We start from the raw sequence: 22559 nt of genomic DNA, 5'->3' as shown, positions 1-22559 counted from the left end.
CGGAGAAGTACGGGATGCATTCAAGAATTCCATTCCTTGATAATTGAATATGGAATATATAACGATTGCTTCTTAGATTTACCGCAAATGTCTTCCGCGGCTCATCTGGCAGTTTGGCCGGCTTGCGCTCAAACTTGAGATGACGAAACGGAGGATTTATAAATATGTGTGGTATTGTGGGATATATCGGAAGCAGAGATACGCAGACGGTTTTGATTGAAGGTCTTAAGAAACTGGAGTACCGGGGGTATGACTCCGCGGGTATTGCCGTTTTTACACCTGAAGGTCTGAAAATCAGCAAATCGATCGGCCGTTTGGCCAATCTGGAAGCAAAGCTGGAGGACGCTCCTCTGGTAGGCTCGGCAGGAATTGGACATACGCGCTGGGCTACACACGGGAAACCGTCGGACGTGAACTCTCATCCGCATACCGACCATACCCAGAAATTTTCGGTTGTTCATAACGGAATTGTCGAGAACTATCTGGAGCTTAAGGAAGAACTAATCGGTCAGGGGTATACTTTTGCATCTGAGACGGATACAGAGGTTATTGTGAACCTGATCGCACGTGAATACAAAGGGGATATCGTCAAAGCGGTTCAGCAGGCCGTTACTTACATGCGCGGTGCTTTTGCATTGGGCGTGCTGACAGAATACGAACCTAGTAAGCTGGTGGCTGTACGTCAAGCCAGCCCGCTAGTGATTGGAATTGGTGAAGGCGAAAACTTCATCGGCTCCGACATCCCGGCTATTTTGAACTATACGCGTAAAGTATACATTTTGAACGACGGTGAGATGGCCGTATTGACCGAAAACTCTGTCGAACTGATGACCATTGAGGGGAATTTTATTTCTCGGGAAATGACGAATGTCGAATGGGACGAAGTGACGGCGGAAAAAGGCGGCTACGACCACTTCATGCTTAAAGAAATTCATGAACAGCCAAAAGCTTATCGAGATACGATGCTTGGCCGGATCGACGCTTCGGGTAAGAAAGTCGTTTTGCCTGAACTGAAGCTGACCGATGAGCAGATTAGAAATATCACCAACATTCATATCGTCGCCTGCGGTACGGCTTATCATGCCGGTCTGGTTGGCGGCTCTGTCATCGAACAGCTGGTGCGCATTCCGGTGGCCTTTGATGTGGCTTCTGAATACCGCTACCGTTCACCGCTGATTACACCGCAAACGCTGGTTATTGTGGTCAGCCAATCCGGTGAAACAGCAGATACGCTTGCAGCGCTGCGTGAAGCGCACGACAACGGGGCTCACGTAATTGCGATTACTAACGTAGTTGGCAGTTCTATTGCCCGTGATGCGGATGACGTAATTGCGACACTGGCGGGTCCAGAGATCGCCGTGGCTTCGACGAAAGCTTATTCATCACAGCTGATTGCGTTCTATTTGTTTGCTCTGTACCTCTCCCAAGTGCGCGGTACACAAACGGAAGCGGAAGTGGCGCATATCATCGCGGCTATGCAGGCCTTGCCTGAGCAGGTGGAGAAAATGCTGGATAACACGGATGCGATCAAGACTTATGCGGAAGAAATCTCCAAGCATGAACATCTGTTCTTCATCGGACGCGGCATGGACTATGCCGTTGTGCAGGAAGGTTCGCTGAAGCTCAAAGAGATCTCCTACATTCATTCCGAAGCTTATGCGGCCGGAGAATTGAAACATGGTACGCTGGCGCTTATTGAAGAGGGCATTCCGGTAATCGCCCTGATTACGCAGGAGAATGTGATGGAGAAAACCGTCAGCAACATCAAAGAAGTGAAAGCCCGCGGCGGTGCCGTGATGGCCATCACTTACGACGAGCATATTCCTAGCCTGCTCAAATCCGTAGACCAGGCGCTTGCTATTCCGAAGACGCTGCCGATCCTGTCGGCCGCCCTGTCGGTAGTGCCGCTGCAAATGCTGGCTTATTACGCTTCGCTGGCACGTGGTTTGGACGTGGATAAACCGCGGAATTTGGCGAAGAGTGTGACGGTGGAGTAAGATCGTAAGATTGAACAACTTGTTTTGCAAAGCAAATAAAGTCGTATGCCAGCAAATTAAACTCGTATTGAGCAATTAAAAGTCGTATCAGAGTCGAGCAGATCCAGGATTATTTCCTGGCATTTGCTCGGCTTTTCTTTTACAGCAGGGGGTTGGAATTAAGGGGGATTAGAAGGGGAAACAGGGTTCTTATCGAATCATATCTCAGAGGCTTTTATCAGGCGTTTCAGGGCTTCTCAGGCGGTGGAGTGAGTTCCTCTCAGGCATTTGCTCAGGCTCTTGCCCAGGAGATTTCTAAGCCATTTAACTCGCTTTTGTCCCTGTCCTTTTCCTGCGCTTCAATACGACTTTAATTTGCATTTCCCAAGTTCCCCCAACCCCTAATCCCTGTCTTTACCCCTGCATTTCCCGATATGACTTTAATTTGCTCAAATTCTCGGCAAATTGAAGGGGAAGAGCGAGAAAAACCAGTCGGGACAAGGGTTTGACTGGGTTAGGATTGATTGGAAGTGGCGATACGACTTTATTTTCGGTACATACTTGTTTGTTCAGTGATAAAAAAGTCGTGAACCGGTAAAAGATGTCATGAACCGAAATGCAAGATGAATGATTTTCAGCATCTAGAAGTGTTTAGTTGTGTAGTCAACATTTTAGTTATAAGGATTAGTAATCATTTTGTTCAATGAATATGCTACAAAATAACTAAGTAAGACATTGAAAATAGCTATGAAAAGGGACAACCGGATTTTCTGGTTGTCCTCTTTTTTTAGGCTTAAGCCAGTCGAGCACGCAAAGCGTGGGAAACAGAAAACCACCTGCTAAGCGGGTGGTGTAGTGATGCTTATAGCAAAAAACCACCTGATGCATTCGTTATAATAGGAGTGTTCAAGCTACTATGTATAACGAAAGGAAAAGGTGGTTTAATGGCAAATCGAAGTGATATGTCACATACGAAATGGATGTGCAAATATCACATTGTATTCACCCCAAAGTATAGACGAAAAGCGATCTATAATCAATAAAGGAGAGCATTCGAGACATCCTGAGGCAACTGTGCAACTACAAGGGAGTAGAGATCTTGGAGGGACATTTGATGCCAGACCATATCCATATGCTGGTGAGTATACCGCCAAAGATGAGCGTATCAAGCTTCATGGGATATCTAAAGGGAAAAAGCGCCTTAATGATCTTCGATAAGCATGCAAATTTGAAATATAAGTACGGAAATCGTCATTTCTGGGCAGAAGGATACTATGTGAGCACCGTCGGATTGGATGAAGCAACGATTCGAAAATATATTCAGGAGCAGGAAAGTCACGATATTGCCCTGGATAAACTGAGTGTGAAAGAATATGAGAATCCCTTCAAGGGATAGCTGGTAATACATGCACCCTTCAGGGTAGGCAAAAGCGGCAAATGCGTAGTAGCTTGAACGAAGTGAAAGCTAGCGCCTTTAGACGCGAGCAGGTAACAAAGGCTTATAGCCTTAGAGCAAACCACCCGTTTGACGGGTGGTTATGATTAGGTGATTATAGATACGTAATGAGTAGACCGTTGTTAAAGGGTTACAGATCGAACTTCCAGTTGCCCATCCTTTTGGCGGTATTCGGATCTAGGTACGACGGGAAGAGACTCTCCCGAGTATCCAGGGTTAAAATCTGTTCCATATCCTCTGGACGGAGCTCAAAATCGAAAATGTTGATGTTTTCAATGATACGTTCTTTTCGCACTGATTTTGGGATCACAACGATTCCACGCTGAATAAGCCAGCGAAGCACGACCTGGGCGACGGACTTGTTGTGTCTTTCTGCAATGGAAGCCAGCACTTCGTTGCCGAACAAGTTGTTTAGTCCTTCTGCGAATGGTGACCACGACTGGTGCTGGACTCCCTGTTCTTTCATAAAAGCTGCGCTCTCGATCTGATGGTAGAAAGGGTGTGTTTCGATCTGATTGACGGCGGGCACAATTTCGTTATGAATGATGAGATCCATCAGTCGGTCAGGCATGAAATTACTAACCCCGATCGCCTTTATTTTCCCTTCGCGGTACAGGTCTTCCATCGCACGCCAAGCGCCGTAGTAATCGCCGAATGGTTGGTGAATCAGGTATAAATCCAGATAGTCGAGCTGGAGCTTCTTCAGGGATTTGGCAAAGGAAACTTTGGCACTTTCGTAGCTTGCATCTTGAACCCAAAGCTTGGTCGTGATAAACAGCTCCTCACGCGGCACGCCGCTGCGCTTAATGGCGCGGCCTACCGCTTCCTCGTTCAGATAACCGGAGGCGGTATCGATTAGGCGGTAACCGGCCATCAACGCTTCATAGACGACGTTCTCGCATTCCTCAGCATCAGGAATTTGGTAAACGCCGAAGCCGATGATTGGCATTTTTACACCATTATTCAAGGTTACAGTTTGCATTTTAATTCCTCCCAGCATTCAATTTATAACCACAAACGGCGCTTATCCTCTAAATTGGACATTGAAGTGGGGATTCCACTTCCGACTCATTTGCGGTAGACTTAGCTTAGAACCTTCGTGTTACACGAAGTCAAGCCGTATTCGTAAAATTATTTTCAAGGAGGAATTCATTTGCATACAGTCAAGGAAGCCGCCCTAATTACCGGACTCACCGAGCATGCTATACGCTTTTATACCGATAAAGGCCTGGTGCCAAGCGTACAGCGCAATCAAAACAATATTCGGATGTTCGACGAGGAGTCGATCAACTGGCTGCACGGCATTAAATGTCTCAAGCAATCCGGAATGCCCATTGAAGTGATCAAAACCTATGTCGATCTCTGTCTCGAAGGAGATGCCACCCTCCCGCAGCGTTATGAACTCATGATGCAGCATAAAGAGGAGGCGATCGCTAAGCTCGAAGAAGCCAAGCGGCACGTTGCCCATTTGGAACAAAAAACCGTCCTCTATCAGGCTATTTTGGAACACCGCTCTCCTGACACGATGAACCCCGGCAATTGGGACAAAATCAAGCATATGCACAGTGACGTATTTTACTCGCCCGCTGTTCAGAAGGCGTGAGAACATCTACGTGTGATCTAGCCGCTTTGAACAAAATCCTCGATTTTTGAACTTCCTCTTATTAGCTTGTTAGGTTATCAGCTTATTAGCTTATTAGATAGACAATGAACAGGATCCGCCTCCAAGCAGATAGAACTAATTGGGCTTTGATGGATTACTCACCTATTAGAGCCAGGCAGTCGGCCAAACGGACCGGCTGTCTTTTTTGTGCTGACGCGGAGGATAACATAGCTTCAAAAATAAATGTCTTCGAGGGTTCCCACACTACCCGAACTGCCGAAGTGTTTTAGTTTTCTATCAAAATTTTTAAAAAAGCGTTTTTTTGACCAATCAGTCCGAATTTTATTGACTGTTCAGTCTGGAAAGTGTTATATTGGCTCTAAGCCTTCCATCATTTGGCTAAGCTAATTACTTTATAAGAAAGCGAGGCGACTATAATGAGCACCTTGTCTTACGAGCAGGCTGAGCAGCTCATTCATCTTTTCGCAGACCTTTATCTTCGTAAGGATCTTACTGGATTTTTAAATCTGTTCGCCGATGATATCGTCTTCGAATTCCCTTATGCACAAGAACCTAATCCAAAACGTCTGGAGGGGAAGGCGGAACTGAAGGTGTATTTGGAGAAGTTAGGGAAGGTGCTTGAGATAACTTCATTTACTTCACCGGTCATTCATACAGCGGCGGACGCCCCAGTGTTCTTCGCTCAGTTCGAAGGGAGCGGCAAGAACCTGGTCACAGGCAAACCCTATGAACAAAGCTATATATCCGTAGCCGAAGTCCAAGATGGAAAGATTGTCCGTTATCAGGACTATTGGAATCCCTTAGCGTAACTTGATTTAGGACTTTAACTGAAACGGAAGGAGATAAATGTATGCATAATGAATCATTCCCTCGTATTTTACTAACAGGGGGAGAAGGCACAACCTCCTCTCGAATTGCACAGCTGCTGAACGATCACGGTTACCGGATTAGAAGAGCCGGACGCAGTGGACCCATGCCCGGGGTGAAACAACTTGATGAGCATGTCCCTTTTGACTGGTTCGACGACTCTAACCACGATGAGCTGCTAAAGGACGTTCATGCCGTATATCTGGTTGCACCTGCAAGTATGCATCCTGAAGAGGTAATGATCCCTTTTATCCGCAGGGCACTTGACGCCTCGGTTAAGCGTTTCGTCCTGTTATCCAGTGCCTCTATTCCGGAGAATGGACCCGTCTTTGGAGCCGTTCACCATTATCTTCGTCAGCACGCTCCCGAGTGGGCCGTACTGCGACCCTCCTATTTCATGCAAAACTTCACGAATGCCGGACACGGACACGGTCACTCTTTGCGTCATAGCGGGCAAATCTATACTGCAGCCGGAGAGGGAAGGGTAGGTTTCGTAGACGCAGAGGATATTGCAGCTGTAGGCTTCCATGCCCTAACCGACAAGGTGCCTTATAACCGGGAACTTATCATTACCGGGCCAGAATCCCTCACTTATGACGATGTGGCTGAAGTGATTCGCAGCGTTACCGGCCTGAACATTAAACATATCCATATCACGCCAAACGAGCTTAAAGAGCGGCATAAGGCCTCCGGCTTGCCGGACAGCTATGCCGAATACCTGGCCGGCATGGATGTCAGCATCCGTTTGGAAGGAACGGAGGATCAAGTAACGGACACGGTATTTCGTGTAACCGGGCGGGAGCCGAGTTCCCTAGAACAATTCATTTTGCTGAATAAGACGTGGTTTTCATCGGATAACCAAAGTTTACAGTGACAAAAAGGCTCTCCTGTCATCACCGTTTAAGATGACTCTAGGAGAGCTTTTTCAGGTTCAGAGTTCACTTTTTACACGGGCCTTACCGTTTAGCTGTTTTGTAACGTCCGGAAGACCAGCAGTATCATTTGCATAATGCCAAGCAGCTTCGGCTCGTCCATTCCGAGCTTGGCTGACGTGATTAGCGCGATCCGCTCATGAACGAGAAAACGGGCCAGGTCCCGGAGGTTCGCCTCAGGGGCTATCTCCCCTTGGACCACCGCTTGCTCCAGCATCGCGTAAAAGATCTGCTCCGACTGTTCGATATTCGCCTGTAAGTAAGCAGAGAGCTCTTTATTTTGAGGCGCCTGTTCGATAGCGCTGCTAATAATGAAACACTGCGGACGCAGTTCCGGATCTATAAGTACTTTAATAATAGTGGTGAATACTAGTTCCACCTTCTCAAGGATTGTCCCCGGCCCTTCGCAATACCTTTTCAACTCCTGATTTTTCTGCTCCATATAATGCTGCACTGCGGAGAAAAACAAATCCCATTTCGTCCCGTATGTATCATATATACTTTGGCGGGCAATGCCGAGCCCGGTGATTAAGTCCGGCAGCGAGGTCCCTTCATAGCCGCGATTCCCAAAGACACTCATAGCTTTATGCAGAATCTCATTCGTATCAAAGGCCTTAGTTCTTGCCATGTCAACGCCCCTAACTTCATATATTCATATAAGTAATTATACTATGGATCGTCATGAAAAAGGGGGGATGGTGCGACGAACTGGTGGGCTGCGGCTGATCGGGACAGATAAGGTTATGATTCAAATAAAGGATTGAACCGTCGAAGGGTTATAGAACAGATTGGCAGGATCATGGGACATTGTGCCGAATAACTGTTTTAAGTATAATTTCATCTTGAAAACTAGCCTATTAAAGAGGAGCGTTCATATGGGAGATCAGCTGAACTGGGCCGGAAATTACCGCTACAGCTCGAAGGAGCTGCTTGAGCCTGAAAATCTGGAAGAAGTCAAAGACCTGGTCGTTAGCCGTACAAGCATACGTGTGCTGGGCTCGCGTCACTCTTTTAACGGGATTGCCGATACCGAGGGCAGCCAGCTCTCGCTTCGTAAGATGAATCGGGTCATTGAGCTTGATCAAGCACAGAGAACCGTAACTGTTGAAGGCGGTATTCGGTATGGCGATCTGTGCCGTTACTTAAACGATCATGGCTTTGCCCTGCCTAATTTAGCCTCTCTGCCGCATATAAGCGTAGCTGGCGCTGTGGCGACGGCCACACATGGCTCGGGTGATTTGAATGCAAACCTTGCCGCTTCTGTAAGCGCTATCGAGCTGCTGAAATCGGATGGAGAAGTTGTGGTACTTACGCGCGGGATAGACCCTGATTTCGAAGGGGCGGTTGTTGGACTTGGCGGACTGGGAGTCGTCACAATGCTTAAACTGGATGTAGTCCCTTCATTTGAGGTTAGTCAGAACGTATATGAGCGTCTGCCTTTTTCGGTACTGGATCATGGCGGCCTACACGATATTTTCTCTGCTGCCTACAGTGTCAGCTTGTTTACGAATTGGGCGGAGCCCGTATTCAATCAAGTGTGGGTAAAAAGGAAGCTGGAAATCGACGGGGAGAATGAGGACCCGGCCGATTTCTTCGGGGCTTTGCCTGCTACGGAGAAACTCCACATGGTATATGGCCAACCCGTGGTGAACTGCAGCGAGCAGCTGGGGGTTCCGGGTCCCTGGCACGAACGTCTGCCTCATTTCCGTATGGAATTTTCCCCCAGTGCAGGCAACGAGCTGCAAAGTGAATATTTCGTACCGAGGCAGCATGCGGCCCAGGCGCTGCGCGCGTTAGGCAAGCTGAGCGGCCGAATTGCGCCTCTGCTCTTCATCTCCGAGATCCGAACCATTGCCGCTGACACTCTCTGGATGAGCCCTTGCTACCGGCAAGACAGTGTTGCTTTTCATTTTACATGGAAGCCGGAATGGGAAGGGGTGCGCCAGTTGCTTCCGCTTATGGAACGTGAACTGGAGCCGTTTGGAGCACGCCCGCATTGGGCGAAGCTGTTCACGATGGAACCGGGAAGGATACAAGCGCAGTGTGAGCGGTTACCGGAATTCCGGGAGCTGCTGCTCCGATATGATCCAATAGGGAAGTTTCGGAATACGTTCCTGGATCAATACATGAGGCATGAATGAGTAAAGATGAATTCTCATTGCGATCGCTGCTGCATGAAAGGGCGAATTCCATGATCAGGGGGAAATCGGAATGAAGACGATCAAGTGTATGATGGACCATCTATACTGGGCGGACGAACGTATCTTGCACGCGCTTGAAGAAGGCGAGATCAAAAACAAGGAGCTTCTGAAGCTGGTTCGGCATGTGGCAGTTGCGGAACAAGTCTGGCTGTCCCGACTGCAGGGCAAGGGCAGCACGCAATATTCATTGTGGGAGGAAGCGGAAGAACTTGCATCAATCCGGACGATGTTCGAACAAAATGCCGAGCAATATCGTACCTATATCGCAGGGCTCGAGGAATCCGAGCTGGACGTGATGATCGACTATACGAACCAGAGCGGAGTTCCATTCCAAACGTCCGTCCGGGACATCCTGCTGCAGGTTCTCCTGCATGGGCAATACCATCGGGGACAGATCAACCGGGCACTTCGGATCGAATCGGCAGAGCCTGTCCAAGTCGATTACATCACATTTGCAAGACTCAAATAGGTACAGTTGTTATAACTTTTAACTATAGCTGGATATTGTTTTTAAGTGTTACCTATAGGGTTCTTCTCAATGCTACAATCAAAGCATTACAAAAGAGCGTGTGTCAGCTTGAGGGGGACTTTTTATGTGCAATAGATTTCAAATCGTAGGCAGCTTGTTGCGTCCGTCTAATTTATTGGAATACAAACATCAGATCGAACATCGGGATGATATCCGTTATCCTTTTTACCAGGATTTCCAAGGGTACGAGCAGTGTGAGTCCGAAGCGATTCAGGCAGTAGTTGATCAGGAAATTAAAAACGGTCTGTCCGTGCTTACCGATGGGGAATATTCCAAATCAATGTGGCACCTGGATTTTGTCTGGGGATTCCAAGGGATTAGCCGTTATATCGCTGACCACGGATATTTTTTCAGGGATATTGATGGAACTTCAAAATACGAGACACGGAAAGACATTGGTCTGCGCATTACAGGTGAATTAGGCGGGAAGAACCATCATTTTATTGATGTATTCAAGAAGCTTCAGACCCTGGCTGGCGAACGGGAAACCAAGCTGTGTGTGCCTTCGCCGTCTCATATTTTCGGGGAGTTGTCCTGGTCGGATAACATTGGCGGCACAGAGGCCGTTTATAAGGACAAACAGGAGCTTAAAGCGGGTCTGGTTAAGGCTTATAAGGAATTCGTAGAGGATTTTGCTGCGGCCGGCGGGAAGATTCTGCAATTTGACGATTGCTTATGGGAGCTGTTTGCGGATGATAACCCGAACTCTCCTTATACGGGCGAGCATATTAATCAAGAGGAAGTACAGGCATTGGCTGCGGAGTTCATCGACATTAACAATACGATCATTGATTTTGGTCATGGTTTAGGGCTGAAAATGTGGACGCACAACTGCCGCGGCAATTATGATTCCCGTAATATGGGCGGGGGCTCTTATGCCAAAATTGCCAACCTTTTTTTGAAGCAGCTGAAATATGACCGCTTTTTCCTGGAATGGGATGATGAACGTGCTGGTTCGCTAGAGGCGCTGGCGGTGTTCAAGGATAGACCGGAAACCGAAATTGTGCTTGGACTGCTCTCCTCCAAAACCAATACGCTTGATGACGAAACCCGTGTAATCAGAATGCTTGACGAGGCCTCGAAAATTATCGATAAGGACCGCTTATTGCTTTCCCACCAATGCGGTTTTGCCTCCTGTGACGGCGGCAATGAATTAACGGAAGAGGAACAGTGGGCCAAGATTAAACAAGGTCAACGGATTGCGGAGCAATATTGGGGGAACTGAGCGGTAAAACATAATTAAAGAAGAATTCAAACCCGAGCAGATTTAGGAGAATTTCCTGACAGCTGCTCGGTTTTTTGTAACCCCAACCATGCACTCATGTATTTTTGGATGATCTATATGACCTTATCCTTTGGATTTAGGGCCCTTATGGAGTTTATCTACATCAAGGAATCCAGACAGTTTATCGGCTCGATAATCGGACTTATTTTGGTTCTTATCGTAACCTATGCTGTATATCAAAATGCTTTTTTAAGTTAATATGGCGGTAGAAAAGCGAGCATAAGGAAAATTTCCTTGATGTTCGCTTTTTGGCGAATAACCGACTTTTATATTAGTTGCTCTAACGAACTAACCATGATATAATCCCATTTATGAAACCGCTTTCTTTTTTATATGACAGCTAATGAGGGCTTTCTATGGAATCGAGTTGTCATGGATAGTTCCAAGCAGGATGAAGTTAAGTTTTCCGATCTTGTAACCGAATTCAAACGGAATAAACCGCTGCGAATTTCGGCATTCTTTTTCATTTATAGGAGGGTTTCACATGCAAATTGAAAATCCAGTGTTAAAAGGCTTTAATGCGGATCCGTCTATCGTCAGGGTAGGCGATACCTACTACATTGCCAACTCCACCTTTGAATGGTTCCCTGGCGTGCAAATTCATGAATCCAAGGACCTGGTGAATTGGCGGCTGATTGCTCATCCGCTCTCTACAAGGACGCTGCTGGACATGAAGGGCAACAAGGATTCAGGCGGCATCTGGGCGCCCGATTTGTCTTACGCCGACGGCAAGTTCTGGCTTGTATATACCGATGTTAAGGTAACGGAAGGCGCCTTCAAGGACATGACCAATTATTTGACGACAGCCGAAAGCATTTATGGTCCGTGGAGCGATCCGATCAAGCTGAATGGCGTGGGTTTCGATGCTTCTTTGTTCCATGACGACGACGGGAAAAAATATCTGGTTCAAATGGAATGGGATCATCGCGAATATCATCATCCATTTAACGGCATTAAACTTACGGAATATTCGGTTGAGGAGCAGAGAATGCTTCCGGAGACCGGCAAGATCATTTACAAAGGCACGGATGTGAAGCTGGTAGAAGGTCCTCATATCTATAAATTATTTGGCCAATATTACCTGTTCTGTGCAGAAGGCGGGACGGTGTATTCCCACCAGGAGGTGGTAGCCCGGTCGAAAGAATTGTTTGGCCCTTTTGAAACCCAACCCGGCGAGGTGTTCCTGACTGCGTTTGATTCACCGGATAACTATTTGCAGAAGAACGGGCACGGAGCTCTAGTCGATACGCCGGAAGGCGAATGGTATTTCGCTCATTTGACGGGCCGCCCATGGCACCGGGAGAACGAATCGGTCCGCGATCCGCGCGGCTGGTGTACATTAGGCAGAGAAACCGCGATTCAGAAAGTGGAGTGGGATGAGGAGAAATGGCCTCATATCGTAGGCGGCAAGCAGGGAAGACGTTTTGTTGAAGCGCCTAAAGGGGCTGTTGAAACGAAATACGAGCCTACCTATCCGGAGCAGGATCATTTTGAATCGGATACGCTGAATATTAATTTCAATACCTTGCGTGTGCCTTTTGACGAGTCTATAGGCTCCCTTACAGCCAAGCCGGGACATCTGCGGTTGTACGGCAAAGGCTCGCTGACCAATGAACATGAGCAGGCACTGGTTGCACGGCGCTGGCAGTCCTTTTATTTTGACGCCCAAACGTCTGTTGCTTATTCGCCTTATACCTTCCAGCAGATGGCAGGACTTGTGAATTATTATAATACCGGTCACTGGTCTATGATTCATGTAACCTGGAACGAAATCCATGGTCGGGTTATTGAAGTGACGCAGAACGACCGGGGAGTTCTTACCAGCTTCCTGAAGGATAAAGCGATTAAAGTGCCTGACGAAGCCGAATATGTTCATTTTAAAGTGAAGGTAAGAAAAGAGACCTACACGTATGCCTATTCTTTTGACAATGAGTATTGGACCGATATTGAGATCACGCTGGATGCGGCGATATTGTCCGATGATTATGTGGTTCAGTCCTACGGCGGTTTCTTTACAGGGGCGTTTGTAGGCATGGCTAATGTGGATTATTCGGGTTATGAGCTGCCGGCAGATTTCGACTATTTTACGTATAAAGAGCTTGAAAAAAATTAAATCAGATGCAATACTTAGAAACAGTTGGAAGAATACGCTTTCAACTGTTTCTTGCTAAATAAACTCTGCTTCTGCCGGCGGGTTGAACAACATCTGAAAGGGACATAAACCGATGATTAAGAAAACTGATCAGGACGTTATGCGGGAAAATAACACTAAATTAGTATTAAAAACACTATTTGATACTGATCAGACCTCCAGAAGTTTAATAGCGGAGAAAATCAATCTTCAGAAGTCCACGGTTTCCTCAATTGTACGCGAGCTGCATGAGCAGGGCCTGATTGAAGAGCTGGGCATAGGGGAAGCGTCGAACATCGGCGGCCGCAGACCTAACTTAATCCGCTTTAACCGGAAGTTCGGACTGGTGCTGGCGTTTGATATGGGCTTTAAGCATCTGAAATATTCCGTCAATTATATCAATGGCGAGCTTATCGAGCAGGACTCGATCAACATTTATACCAACAAAGTGAAAGATATTTTTGCTTTGATGAAGGATATTATTGTCAATCTGCAGGATTACGGCACCCTAAACGGACTAATCGGCATTGCAATAGCGGTTCACGCTCCGGTGTCGAGCAATCAGGTTTTGTACAGTCCCTTCCTGGACTTTGAAACCTTTGATCTCATTGAGGCGTTGAAAGAGGTTATTGACGTTCCTGTTGTGATCGAAAATGAAGCGAATCTCACTGCGATTTATATCCGGGATTTCTACCAGCATGCTCACCAGGTCCAATTCGATAATATTCTTGCCATCAACATTCATAATGGGATAGGGGTAGGCACGATTATAGACAGACGTTTATATAAAGGCCTAAAAGGACTGTCCGGTGAAATCGGGCGCTCGATCATCATGACGGGGCATAAGGAAAAACGCCGTCTGGAGGAGGTTTATTCAGAGAAAGCGGTGCTGGATCAGATAGGCCAATTAAAAAAGAACTCTAATTTCACCTTGAAGGACTTTGTTTCTTTAATGAAGAAGAAAGACCCTGAAGTTACGGCGATTATGGAGCAATGGGTTACGGCGATCGCGCAAATTACATACAACTCCATCCAATACACCGCCCCGGACGCCGTGTTTCTTTCTTCCCGGTTTATTGCCCATTTCCCTCATCTGTTAGATGGGATTATTAAAGAGTACCTGTCCCTGGAGCCGCTTGGGTCCAGTCAAATTATTTCAATTGACGACCACATCCACGAATTAACGCTGTTAGGCGGGGTATCTTTGGTAGCCAGACAAATTCTGGGCCTGGAGTCGTATGATCTGTCTTTTACGAAATAGTGGGGAACGGATTGGATAAAAAAACATAAAGCCCAATTTCTCAGCCGGAAAGCTTGAGGAATTGGGCTTGTTCATTGTCTGGCTATAGATTCCGGTCTAACGGAATACCCGTTGTTCGGCCTCCGTTAAGTGTGAATAACGTAATCAAATAACTCCTGCAAATGTTTATTGATTTTAAATACTTGGATTAGCAGTTGCAACATAAACATATCAAGAAATAGGTGCAATAAGAGCCAGGCCCGTAATGTGGAATCCTGCGAATGAGCGAGAATGCTCTTATAACAGGAGGGGATAGCGGCATTGGTGCGGCAGTAGCCATTGCCTTCGCAAAAGAAGGTGCTGATGTTGCCATTGCATATTTAGATGAACATGAAGATGCGAATAGAACAAAAGCAAGAATCGAAGGGCTAGGGCAACGTTGCCTATTAATGCCAGGAGACTTGCGAGATAAACAACAATGTATCGCCATTGTAGAGCATACAGTTAAAACCTTCGGGCGCCTGGATGTTCTTTGTAACCACGTTGGCATCCAATTTCAACAACAAAGCCTTCTGGATATTACAGACGAACAATTCGATGACACTTTCAAAGTCAATATATACTCCCATTTTTACACAACGAGAGCAGCGCTTCCTTACTTAAAACCAGGCAGTTCTATTATCGGTACATTCTTCTGTCGTAACGTATGTAGGAGTCCCTGTCCTTTATCATGGCTGAAGACCTGCGTGAATATGGAGTGACGGTAAATATGCTTCTTTCTGGCGGGGCGACCGTAACCGGAATGATCCCCGAGGAAGTGAAAAGGGATCTTGAAGGAAACTCTCAGCTTCTGAAGCCGGAGATCATGGCAAAACCTATCGTTTATCTTGCTTCCGAGCAATCTGAAGGATTAACAGGTGAACGCCTTGTTGCAACTGAATTTGACAGCTGGCTCAAAAATAGAAACCAATGAAATGAGTGAAAAGATAAGGGGGCGCCCGTCTTTGATGTGCACCTTTAATCCAAAACGGATTGCGAACCCCTGTGATTTTACTCGCTTTTACCGGGACGAAATGGTGTCAGGACGTAATGTTCATCGGGGTCTGAATGTTTAATTCAGCCAATGCATTAAGTCTGCCGGAACGTAAGTTCACCAACAAAAAGGCTTCGGCTTGTGTCGAAGCTTTTTGTTTTGAGCTGAAACCTGCATTATCCATCACGATAGATAAATTTAACAGGAACCAGGCAATTGCAATGAGGCTGTCCGCTTCATTGCATATAATAATGGTATTGCACTTTGGGGAGATCGTTAAGGGGGCTGCGATGAACGACAAAGGATTTGACGAACTATTATTTACAAGCTTGAAGCCGGGCTTAACCTCGTTCTGTTACCGAATGCTGGGCTCTATGGAAGATGCGGATGATGCCGTTCAGGAGACGAGTATTCGGGTCTGGCAGAGCTGGAGCACATTCAGACAGGATGCCTCGTTCAAAACTTGGGTCTATCGGATTGCTTCCAACTTGTGCTTGGACAAGCTGAGACAATCCAAACGCCGCGCGCTTCCCGTTGACCTGTTCGATCCGGCCGTCGCCATCATCGAGCCGCGCGACACGCTGCCGGACTCTGCCTGGATCTGGCCGTCTCCCGACTTCGGGGGCAATCCGGAGGATCGGCTCCTCCGCAGAGATACCCTTCGACTGTGCTTCATCGCTCTCCTGCAGACCTTGCCTCCGCGGCAGCGCGCGGTACTCATTTTGAAGGATGTACTTGAATGGTCCTCCAAGCAGATCGCGGAGACGCTCGCGATGTCGCCGGCAGCGGTGAACAGCGCCTTGCAGAGAGCCCGAGAGACGATGGACCGGGCGCAGCTTCGCTCGGATGAGCTCAGCAGCATGGACGTTCAACCGGAGGAGCAGCTGCTGCTCCGGTATGTGCAGGCCTTCGAGCAATTTGATATTGCTGCGCTCGTAGCGCTGTTCCACGAAGACGGCTGCATGTCGATGCCGCCCTTCGAGATGTGGATCCGCGGCAAAGATGATTTGTCCGCCTTCTATTCGCTTACTCGCTGGCATTGCGAAGGTTCGCGTTTTGTGCCCATTACGGTGAATGGCGGTTATCCGGCGTTAGCCCAGTATATGCCGGATAAAGAGGGATCTGGCCTGGTACCCTGGGGCATTCACGTCATTGAAACCAAAGAGAATCAAATCCTCCACGTTCAAAACTTCATCAATACAACATTATTTTCGCGATTTGGACTGCCTGAGCGACTCGACCGATGAATTTCGTATTTGGCGTTCGTCTATATCATTGAGACTAACCAAACGACCAATATCATGAGAGAGGTGTCCAATCAAATGGAAATGAGTCAACCAACGAAAGTAACCGTGCAGGCCGTCATTCAAGCCCCCGTCGAGAAGGTATGGCGCTATTGGAACGAGCCGGAGCACATTACGAAGTGGAATCAGGCGTCCGAGGACTGGCATGCGCCGAAATCCGAGAACGATCTGCGGGTCGGCGGCAAGTTTTCAACGCAGATGGAAGCAAAAGATGGCAGCATGGGCTTTGATTTTGGCGGTGTGTACGACGTCGTGAATCTGCATGAGGCGATCGGCTACACCATGGACGACGGAAGAAGAGTGGATATTGCTTTCGTTGATCAAGGGAATGAGACGAAGGTCATCGAAACGTTCGACGCGGAAAGCACCCAGCCCGTCGAGTTCCAGCAAGCAGGCTGGCAAGCGATTATGGACAACTTCAAAGCTTATACCGAACAAAACTAATCATTGCGAAGAAGACGCCGGGGGAGGATGACCGGCGTTTTTTCTGTTTAAATCTTAATTTGGAGCATTTATGCAATTTAGTTTTACAATATGTATTCGTTTCTTGCACTTCGCGGAGCATGTTAAAATGGAAGTGTTCGACTAGTCTGCCTGAGGGAGAGTTTTAGCCATGATCATCAAATTCATTCGTTTGAGATAAGAAGAGGTGCAGCTCATAAAACCCAGCTTTTTTTAATGAAGAGATCTGGGTTTATTTGAGTGCGCCTCTTGTTCATTCATCCCATACGAATGAAGAGGTGATTTTTGTGTATGAAAAAAGCAAAAAGTTGATCAGTGTGGAGATAATGGAATGCCTCCAAGGGGTTTTTAGGTGCCCAATATGCAAATCACGGATCCAGTTAGTGGATCAAAAAAGTATAGTGTGTATAAACCGGCACTGTTTTGATATCGAAAAGCGGGGATATATAAACCTGTCATCTCGATCAATCACTACTAAATATGATAAAGAAATCTTCCATAACCGGAGATTCATCATCCAAAGCGGTTTGTTTAATATTCTGGATGCCGGCTGCGGGGAAGGCTCTCATTTAAATGCTATAAAAGCAATAATAAAAGAAAAAAAACTTAATCCTGTGCAGGCTGTAGGCATTGATATTAAATCAGCCATTCAATTTCGTTATAAATATTCTATCTCCGGCCAATTATTCGGAATTCGGGAGATTGCTTAAGAGTCGGGGTCTGGTCGTTAAAGTTGTTCCTGAACAGGATTACCTAAAAGAATTAAGAGAGGTTTTACATGAAGGGTCGGACAAACAAGTTTATTCAAATGCACCTACAATCCGTAATTTCAGCGAACACTTCAAGTTACTAGAACTGGAGAGCCTTCGCTACCAAGCGGATCTGTGTGACTCCTTAATTGAACCTTTGCTCGGTATGACGCCATTATCCTGGGGAACGTCCAGAGATCGCAGAGAAAAAATACTGCAGATGAATCTGAAACAAGTCACATGGATTTTAAAAGCTTAATTGGCAGAAAAAAGACCACAACGCCGCTTCCTTATCAAAGCACCTAGTAGCTTATCAATGAACCTTAAAGATGATCAAAGCACCTGGTAACGGGAAGGATAGTTATAGATAACAGCTCAAATTACAAGAAGATATTCGCCAGAACAGCTATGCGGGTGTCAGGTGATAGGCGTCGTAAATTTTCCTCCCATGCGTATCGCTGGGTTTATTTCTGAAGTATTGGTAATAGGCGCTGTCCCTGAAGAAGGGGATGTTGTTCTCTTAAAGCCCGATGAACCGGTTGCAAACGGAACACGTATTTTATAGGCAGATTTAAAAGAAGGAGGCCGTGCTCCTTCAAACAAGGCAAACACATGTATATTGTTTTCATTACTAAGACCTTCCCCCTATAAGGGTGGAGGTCTTTTAGGATTGCGGCTGAAAATATAGGATAAAGGGCATTATTGATATCATTAAATACTTTTTCCTGCAGTGTATGGCGTGGCAGCCTGCGGTTTCCTATCAAAATTTTTAAATAGTGCTATAATAGTTGAAGTTCTAGAATCATAGTAACTTAGGAGGACTAGTCCATGGATAACCAACAGATTCTCGTCCGGAATAATGTTCATGTAACAGGCTGTGGTTCCAAGGCTATTATATTCGCCCACGGTTTTGGCTGTGATCAGAGCATGTGGCGTTTTGTAGCACCCGCTTTTGAAGAGAAATACAAGGTGTTATTGTTTGACTTTGTAGGTTCGGGGAAGTCCGATATCAGTGCCTTTGATCCTTCTGTGTATCGTGACTTAAATGGTTATGCTCAAGATATCCTGGATATTTGTGCAGCGCTTGATTTGAAGGATGCCTATCTCGTGGGCCACTCGGTCGGAGCGACTATCGGTTTACTTTCCTCTATTCAAAGGCCGGATTACTTTGACCGGCTTGTTCTGATTGGACCGTCTGCACGTTATTTAAATGATTTGCCGGATTACATCGGAGGATTTGAACGGGAAGATCTACTGGAATTGCTCGACATGATGGATCAAAATTATCAGGGTTGGGCGGGTTATTTGGCTCCTGTGATTATGGGGAATCAAGACCGGCCAGAGTTATCCAAGGAGCTGGAGGAAAGTTTCTGCACAACTGATCCTCGGGCAGCACGCAGTTTTGCTGAAGCTACTTTTCTCTCTGATTACCGTAAGGAACTGGCCAAGGTGGTCATTCCTGCGTTAGTTCTGCAATGCTCCGATGATTTGATAGCTCCGCTGGAAGCTGGAGCCTACGTCCATCAGCAACTGAAGGACAGCCAATTTAAATTGATGGATGCAACCGGGCATTGTCCGCACGTAAGTCATCCGGAAGAAACAGTTGGACTCATCAGCGAATATTTTGCTTCAGTGGAATCTTTGCAGGAAAGCGAGAAGTCCTTTTAGAATGGACGAACGGTTGGATAGTACCGCCGGGGGACATTTATCCTTGGATCAAAACTTAAGGGTATGTGCCGTTGACGACTCCTTTTGCCGCCTGTTTGAGTATAAAGAGAAGGGCGTAATCGGCGTTCATTTTGAATCCCTGCTCACCCGGGCCAGCCGTGTATTTTTTCAAATGTATTTTCTACCGCTGATTCGTCTTAATCATCACGTTGATAGAATGAACTTAAAGGTGAAAACGGGGAATGGCGGGACGTCCTCCGTTTTATTTCATGCAGACCTCCGAAATTGCGGAGAGGAATGGATATACGATTGTTCGTTAATACCCATAGCAGGCGTGAATGAGCATGGGTAGCAGATTCAGCCCGATTCTTCAGTAATCAAGATGGATTTCCGCACCTTCAAGACGAGGCAGGGCAGATCTTTCGGAAATCAAAAGATGAATAAAACAGCGGCATTCAGGACAACCAACAACTGTCCTGAATGCCGCTGTTTTATTTTTTAATCCCCCATCAATAATCAAATCACTATCCAAATCAGAATCCATAAAAAGTGGAATTTTCCCCAATAGCGGGTTCCTTATGCAATAGGGACTTACGATCTATAATTATGAATGCGGTTACAAAATACAAAGCATCAAAAAGGGGAGGCAAAATATGAAACGCATGAAACGTGTTTTAGCCGGGGTTTCTACAGTTCTTCTGATGACCACGGTCCTCGCAGCATGTGGCGGAAATTCCAATTCCAATTCATCAAGTGCAAGCTCAAATGCTTCAACTTCATCGAACAACACGGCATCGACTTCAAAAGGTGACAAGGTCACCATTAATCTTTGGAGCTTCACCGATGAGATTCCGAATATGACGAACAAATATTTGGAAACGCATCCGGATGCAAACGTAGAGTTCAAAACAACGGTTATCGCAACTACGGACGGCGCTTATCAGCCGGCTCTTGACCAGGCACTTGCTGCCGGCGGCAAAGATGCCCCTGATATTTACGCAGCGGAAGCAGCGTTCGTTCTCAAGTATACACAAGGCGATGCATCTACTTATGCCGCCAACTACTCCGATTTGGGTCTGGACGAGCAAATGGTTAAGGACGCTGGTATCGCTCAATATTCAGTAGATATCGGCACCAGCACGGACGGTGAGTTGAAAGGCCTCGGTTATCAAGCTACAGGCGGTGCATTCATCTATCGCCGCTCGATTGCCAAAGAGGTATTCGGAACAGACGATCCGGCTACAATCAAGGGCGCAATTGGTCCTGGCTGGGATAAATTCTTTGACGCAGCAGCTAAGCTGAAAGAGAAAGGATATGGCATTGTCTCCGGTGACGGCGACATCTGGCATCCAATTGAGAACAGCTCTGAAAAAGGCTGGATCGTAGACGGCAAACTCCATATCGATCCTAAACGTGAAGAATTCCTGGATCTGTCCAAGAAGCTGAAAGATAACGGATACCACAACGATACAACGGACTGGACAGAAGCCTGGTATGCAGACATGTCCGGTTCCGGCTCTAAACCAATCTTTGGTTTCTTTGGTCCAGCTTGGCTGATCAACTACACTATGAGCGACCAAGTGAAAGATACAAACGGCGACTGGGCTGTTACAGAGCCGCCAACTGGCTTCTTCTGGGGAGGCACTTGGCTGCTGGCGAACAAGAACGTCATTCAGGACGAAGCCAAGAAAAAGGCAGTTGCTGACTTCATCAAGTGGGTAACCCTCGATACTTCCGAAACAGGCCTCCAATACTATTGGGCTAACGGCACAATCAAGGAAGGCGAGCAAGGTACAAAGGACAGCGTAGCTTCCTCCGTCGTCATGTCGAAATCTAACGGTGAAGTTCCACTCCTCGGCGGACAAAACATGTTTGACGTGTTTGTACCGGCTAACGCTAACGCTTCCGGTAAGAACCTGACTCAATACGATGAAACGATTAACAAGCTCTGGCGTGATCAGGTTCGCGAATACACATCGGGTAACAAGAGTCGTGACGATGCCATCGCAACCTTCAAGCAGCAGGTCAAAGACCAGCTTGGCATTGACAGCGAATAAGAAGGAACGGAAGGGGAGGGGCGGGCGAAATTTCCCGCCCCTTCTATCCCATAAATGAGGTGAGAGCATGCGCCGCAAGGGTGTCAACTATTCAAAATATGGCTATATTTTTACCCTCCCGTTTGTCTTGGCATTTCTGATCTTCTCGCTTTACCCGATTTTGTATACAGCGGTTATCGGATTTACGGATATGAAGGGCTTGATTCCGAAACCGATTCATATTCTGGATAACCCGTTTCAAAACTTCAAAGATTTGCTCTTTGATAACCCTTCGTTTAGAAAGTCCCTGATCAATACAGGGCTGCTCTGGATTACGAACTTTATTCCTCAGATCGTTCTTGCCCTGTTGCTTACGGCGTGGTTCACGAACCGGCGTCTTAACATCAAGGGCCAAGGCGCGTTCAAGGTATTGCTCTATATGCCTAATATCATCACTGCGAGTACAATCGCGGTGCTGTTCAGTTCTTTGTTTGCCTACCCGATGGGTCCGGTAAACAGCTTGTTTCAAATGCTGGGATGGTCCGATGCGCCGATCTATTTCCTTCAGGATAAGACGACAGCACGGGGCATCGTTTCGTTTATCCAGTTCTGGATGTGGTACGGCAATACGATGATCGTCCTTGTGGCAGGCGTCATGGGGATCAATCCGGCCCTCTTTGAGTCGGCTGCGATTGACGGTGCTAACGCGTTCCAAACCTTCTTCCGCATTACGCTGCCAAGTCTCCGCACTATTCTGCTCTATACCCTGATCACCTCGATGATCGGCGGTTTGACGATGTTCGATATTCCGCAGCTGTTCCTGGCAGGCGGACCGGACGACTCTACGCTTACTACGTCCATGTTCATTTACGGGCAAGCGTTCAAGGGCAGCTATATGTATAACCGTGCGGCGGCAGCAAGTATGATTATGTTTATCATTGCCGCGGTATTGTCCGGAATACTATTCTATCTGATGCGTGACCGCGATGCGGCTAAGCTCAGAAAAGCCCAAAAAAATATTTACAAAAGTGAAAAGGCTGCTAAAGCAGCTGCGCGGGAGGTGTAA

At 46.9% G+C, this 22559-nt stretch carries 19 protein-coding genes and 6 pseudogenes; 22 read left to right on the top strand and 3 right to left on the bottom strand.

The annotated features are described in order from the left end of the window. The first annotated feature begins 164 nt into the window (after positions 1-164). Both glmS and tnpA read left to right on the top strand, forming a co-directional pair. Positions 165-1997: a glutamine--fructose-6-phosphate transaminase (isomerizing) gene (gene glmS / locus AWM70_RS16260; protein ID WP_068698155.1), complete on the top strand. Its 1833-nt coding sequence runs from the start codon at positions 165-167 to the stop codon at positions 1995-1997. A gap of 923 nt (positions 1998-2920) precedes the next feature. Beyond that, positions 2921-3372 (top strand): annotated as a pseudogene (tnpA, locus tag AWM70_RS16255) (IS200/IS605 family transposase). Positions 3373-3562: 190 nt separating this feature from the next. On the opposite strand, the gene AWM70_RS16250 reads toward tnpA, so the two are convergent. After that, on the bottom strand, positions 3563-4414 hold the full coding sequence (locus tag AWM70_RS16250) for an aldo/keto reductase (RefSeq protein ID WP_068698153.1): 852 nt from the start codon (positions 4412-4414) through the stop codon (positions 3563-3565). Between the two features lie 171 nt (positions 4415-4585). Between AWM70_RS16250 and AWM70_RS16245 the strand changes: the two genes are divergently transcribed. From AWM70_RS16245 to AWM70_RS16235, 4 genes and pseudogenes are all read left to right on the top strand, one after another. Then, positions 4586-5035, top strand: coding sequence for a MerR family transcriptional regulator (locus AWM70_RS16245; RefSeq protein WP_068698151.1), 450 nt, complete (start codon positions 4586-4588; stop codon positions 5033-5035). A gap of 437 nt (positions 5036-5472) precedes the next feature. Then, a pseudogene (locus AWM70_RS16240) lies at positions 5473-5778 on the top strand (nuclear transport factor 2 family protein); the annotation flags it as partial. Continuing rightward, a pseudogene (locus AWM70_RS24345) lies at positions 5770-5865 on the top strand (nuclear transport factor 2 family protein); the annotation flags it as partial. The pseudogenes AWM70_RS16240 and AWM70_RS24345, both read left to right, overlap by 9 nt. 41 nt (positions 5866-5906) lie before the next feature. After that, positions 5907-6797, top strand: a complete 891-nt coding sequence (locus AWM70_RS16235) for an NmrA family NAD(P)-binding protein (RefSeq protein ID WP_068698146.1) — start codon at positions 5907-5909, stop codon at positions 6795-6797. A gap of 89 nt (positions 6798-6886) precedes the next feature. Here the strand turns inward: AWM70_RS16235 and AWM70_RS16230 are convergent, their stop codons facing one another. After that, a complete protein-coding gene (locus tag AWM70_RS16230; protein ID WP_068698145.1) occupies positions 6887-7483 on the bottom strand; it encodes a TetR/AcrR family transcriptional regulator in 597 nt (198 codons plus the stop codon). 247 nt (positions 7484-7730) lie between these two features. Between AWM70_RS16230 and AWM70_RS16225 the strand changes: the two genes are divergently transcribed. The 14 genes and pseudogenes from AWM70_RS16225 to AWM70_RS16175 all read left to right on the top strand — a co-directional run bounded on the left by AWM70_RS16225 (position 7731) and on the right by AWM70_RS16175 (position 19457). Continuing rightward, on the top strand, positions 7731-8996 hold the full coding sequence (locus tag AWM70_RS16225; protein WP_068698143.1) for an FAD-binding protein: 1266 nt from the start codon (positions 7731-7733) through the stop codon (positions 8994-8996). A gap of 70 nt (positions 8997-9066) precedes the next feature. Then, complete coding sequence (locus tag AWM70_RS16220) at positions 9067-9525, top strand: DinB family protein (protein ID WP_068698141.1); 459 nt, start codon at positions 9067-9069, stop codon at positions 9523-9525. Between the two features lie 124 nt (positions 9526-9649). Next, on the top strand, positions 9650-10810 hold the full coding sequence (locus tag AWM70_RS16215) for a cobalamin-independent methionine synthase II family protein (RefSeq protein WP_068698140.1): 1161 nt from the start codon (positions 9650-9652) through the stop codon (positions 10808-10810). Between the two features lie 96 nt (positions 10811-10906). Further along, positions 10907-11068 carry a DUF4181 domain-containing protein gene (locus AWM70_RS24340; protein ID WP_083180375.1) on the top strand — a complete coding sequence of 54 codons (162 nt, stop codon included), beginning with the start codon at positions 10907-10909 and terminating at the stop codon, positions 11066-11068. A 286-nt stretch (positions 11069-11354) separates the two neighbouring features. Then, on the top strand, positions 11355-12983 hold the full coding sequence (locus AWM70_RS16210) for a glycoside hydrolase family 43 protein (protein ID WP_068698138.1): 1629 nt from the start codon (positions 11355-11357) through the stop codon (positions 12981-12983). Between the two features lie 112 nt (positions 12984-13095). Beyond that, positions 13096-14262: an ROK family transcriptional regulator gene (locus AWM70_RS16205; RefSeq protein ID WP_083180373.1), complete on the top strand. Its 1167-nt coding sequence runs from the start codon at positions 13096-13098 to the stop codon at positions 14260-14262. 272 nt (positions 14263-14534) lie between these two features. After that, positions 14535-14955 (top strand): annotated as a pseudogene (locus AWM70_RS23660) (SDR family oxidoreductase); the annotation flags it as partial. Between the two features lie 16 nt (positions 14956-14971). After that, the gene (locus AWM70_RS23655) at positions 14972-15214 is read left to right on the top strand and encodes a Rossmann-fold NAD(P)-binding domain-containing protein (protein WP_068698134.1); all 243 of its coding nucleotides are present in this window, start codon (positions 14972-14974) and stop codon (positions 15212-15214) included. Between the two features lie 350 nt (positions 15215-15564). Then, positions 15565-16521, top strand: coding sequence for a sigma-70 family RNA polymerase sigma factor (locus AWM70_RS16190; RefSeq protein ID WP_068698132.1), 957 nt, complete (start codon positions 15565-15567; stop codon positions 16519-16521). Positions 16522-16596: 75 nt separating this feature from the next. Then, a complete protein-coding gene (locus AWM70_RS16185; protein ID WP_068698130.1) occupies positions 16597-17022 on the top strand; it encodes an SRPBCC family protein in 426 nt (141 codons plus the stop codon). A gap of 344 nt (positions 17023-17366) precedes the next feature. After that, a pseudogene (locus AWM70_RS24335) lies at positions 17367-17447 on the top strand (hypothetical protein); the annotation flags it as partial. Between the two features lie 120 nt (positions 17448-17567). Next, complete coding sequence (locus tag AWM70_RS23520) at positions 17568-17750, top strand: hypothetical protein (protein ID WP_169823462.1); 183 nt, start codon at positions 17568-17570, stop codon at positions 17748-17750. 409 nt (positions 17751-18159) lie between these two features. Next, positions 18160-18354: pseudogene (locus AWM70_RS22900) on the top strand (tRNA-binding protein); the annotation flags it as partial. Between the two features lie 263 nt (positions 18355-18617). Then, on the top strand, positions 18618-19457 hold the full coding sequence (locus AWM70_RS16175) for an alpha/beta fold hydrolase (RefSeq protein ID WP_068698128.1): 840 nt from the start codon (positions 18618-18620) through the stop codon (positions 19455-19457). A 370-nt stretch (positions 19458-19827) separates the two neighbouring features. On the opposite strand, the gene AWM70_RS23515 is transcribed toward AWM70_RS16175, so the two are convergent. Further along, entirely contained in the window at positions 19828-20001 is a 174-nt protein-coding gene (locus tag AWM70_RS23515; protein WP_169823461.1) for a hypothetical protein, read from the bottom strand. A gap of 109 nt (positions 20002-20110) precedes the next feature. On the opposite strand from AWM70_RS23515, the gene AWM70_RS16165 reads away from it, so the two are divergent. Both AWM70_RS16165 and AWM70_RS16160 read left to right on the top strand, forming a co-directional pair. Further along, positions 20111-21514, top strand: coding sequence for an ABC transporter substrate-binding protein (locus tag AWM70_RS16165; RefSeq protein ID WP_083180362.1), 1404 nt, complete (start codon positions 20111-20113; stop codon positions 21512-21514). A 67-nt stretch (positions 21515-21581) separates the two neighbouring features. Then, a complete protein-coding gene (locus AWM70_RS16160; RefSeq protein ID WP_068698123.1) occupies positions 21582-22559 on the top strand; it encodes a carbohydrate ABC transporter permease in 978 nt (325 codons plus the stop codon).

This window comes from Paenibacillus yonginensis, assembly GCF_001685395.1.
GTDB classification, from domain to species: Bacteria; Bacillota; Bacilli; order Paenibacillales; family Paenibacillaceae; genus Fontibacillus; species Fontibacillus yonginensis.
This window is presented reverse-complemented; position numbering and strand designations above follow the sequence as displayed.

Coding starts and splice junctions, on each gene's coding strand:
- AWM70_RS16225 (WP_068698143.1), top strand. CDS start 7,731: ATGGGAGATCAGCTGAACTGGGCCGGAAATTACCGCTACAGCTCGAAG.
- AWM70_RS24340 (WP_083180375.1), top strand. CDS start 10,907: ATGTATTTTTGGATGATCTATATGACCTTATCCTTTGGATTTAGGGCC.
- AWM70_RS23515 (WP_169823461.1), bottom strand. CDS start 20,001: ATGGATTCTGATTTGGATAGTGATTTGATTATTGATGGGGGATTAAAA.
- AWM70_RS16165 (WP_083180362.1), top strand. CDS start 20,111: ATGAAACGCATGAAACGTGTTTTAGCCGGGGTTTCTACAGTTCTTCTG.
- glmS (WP_068698155.1), top strand. CDS start 165: ATGTGTGGTATTGTGGGATATATCGGAAGCAGAGATACGCAGACGGTT.
- AWM70_RS16160 (WP_068698123.1), top strand. CDS start 21,582: ATGCGCCGCAAGGGTGTCAACTATTCAAAATATGGCTATATTTTTACC.
- AWM70_RS16250 (WP_068698153.1), bottom strand. CDS start 4,414: ATGCAAACTGTAACCTTGAATAATGGTGTAAAAATGCCAATCATCGGC.
- AWM70_RS16175 (WP_068698128.1), top strand. CDS start 18,618: ATGGATAACCAACAGATTCTCGTCCGGAATAATGTTCATGTAACAGGC.
- AWM70_RS16230 (WP_068698145.1), bottom strand. CDS start 7,483: ATGGCAAGAACTAAGGCCTTTGATACGAATGAGATTCTGCATAAAGCT.
- AWM70_RS16235 (WP_068698146.1), top strand. CDS start 5,907: ATGCATAATGAATCATTCCCTCGTATTTTACTAACAGGGGGAGAAGGC.
- AWM70_RS16215 (WP_068698140.1), top strand. CDS start 9,650: ATGTGCAATAGATTTCAAATCGTAGGCAGCTTGTTGCGTCCGTCTAAT.
- AWM70_RS16205 (WP_083180373.1), top strand. CDS start 13,096: ATGATTAAGAAAACTGATCAGGACGTTATGCGGGAAAATAACACTAAA.
- AWM70_RS16190 (WP_068698132.1), top strand. CDS start 15,565: ATGAACGACAAAGGATTTGACGAACTATTATTTACAAGCTTGAAGCCG.
- AWM70_RS16210 (WP_068698138.1), top strand. CDS start 11,355: ATGCAAATTGAAAATCCAGTGTTAAAAGGCTTTAATGCGGATCCGTCT.
- AWM70_RS16220 (WP_068698141.1), top strand. CDS start 9,067: ATGAAGACGATCAAGTGTATGATGGACCATCTATACTGGGCGGACGAA.
- AWM70_RS23655 (WP_068698134.1), top strand. CDS start 14,972: ATGGCTGAAGACCTGCGTGAATATGGAGTGACGGTAAATATGCTTCTT.
- AWM70_RS16185 (WP_068698130.1), top strand. CDS start 16,597: ATGGAAATGAGTCAACCAACGAAAGTAACCGTGCAGGCCGTCATTCAA.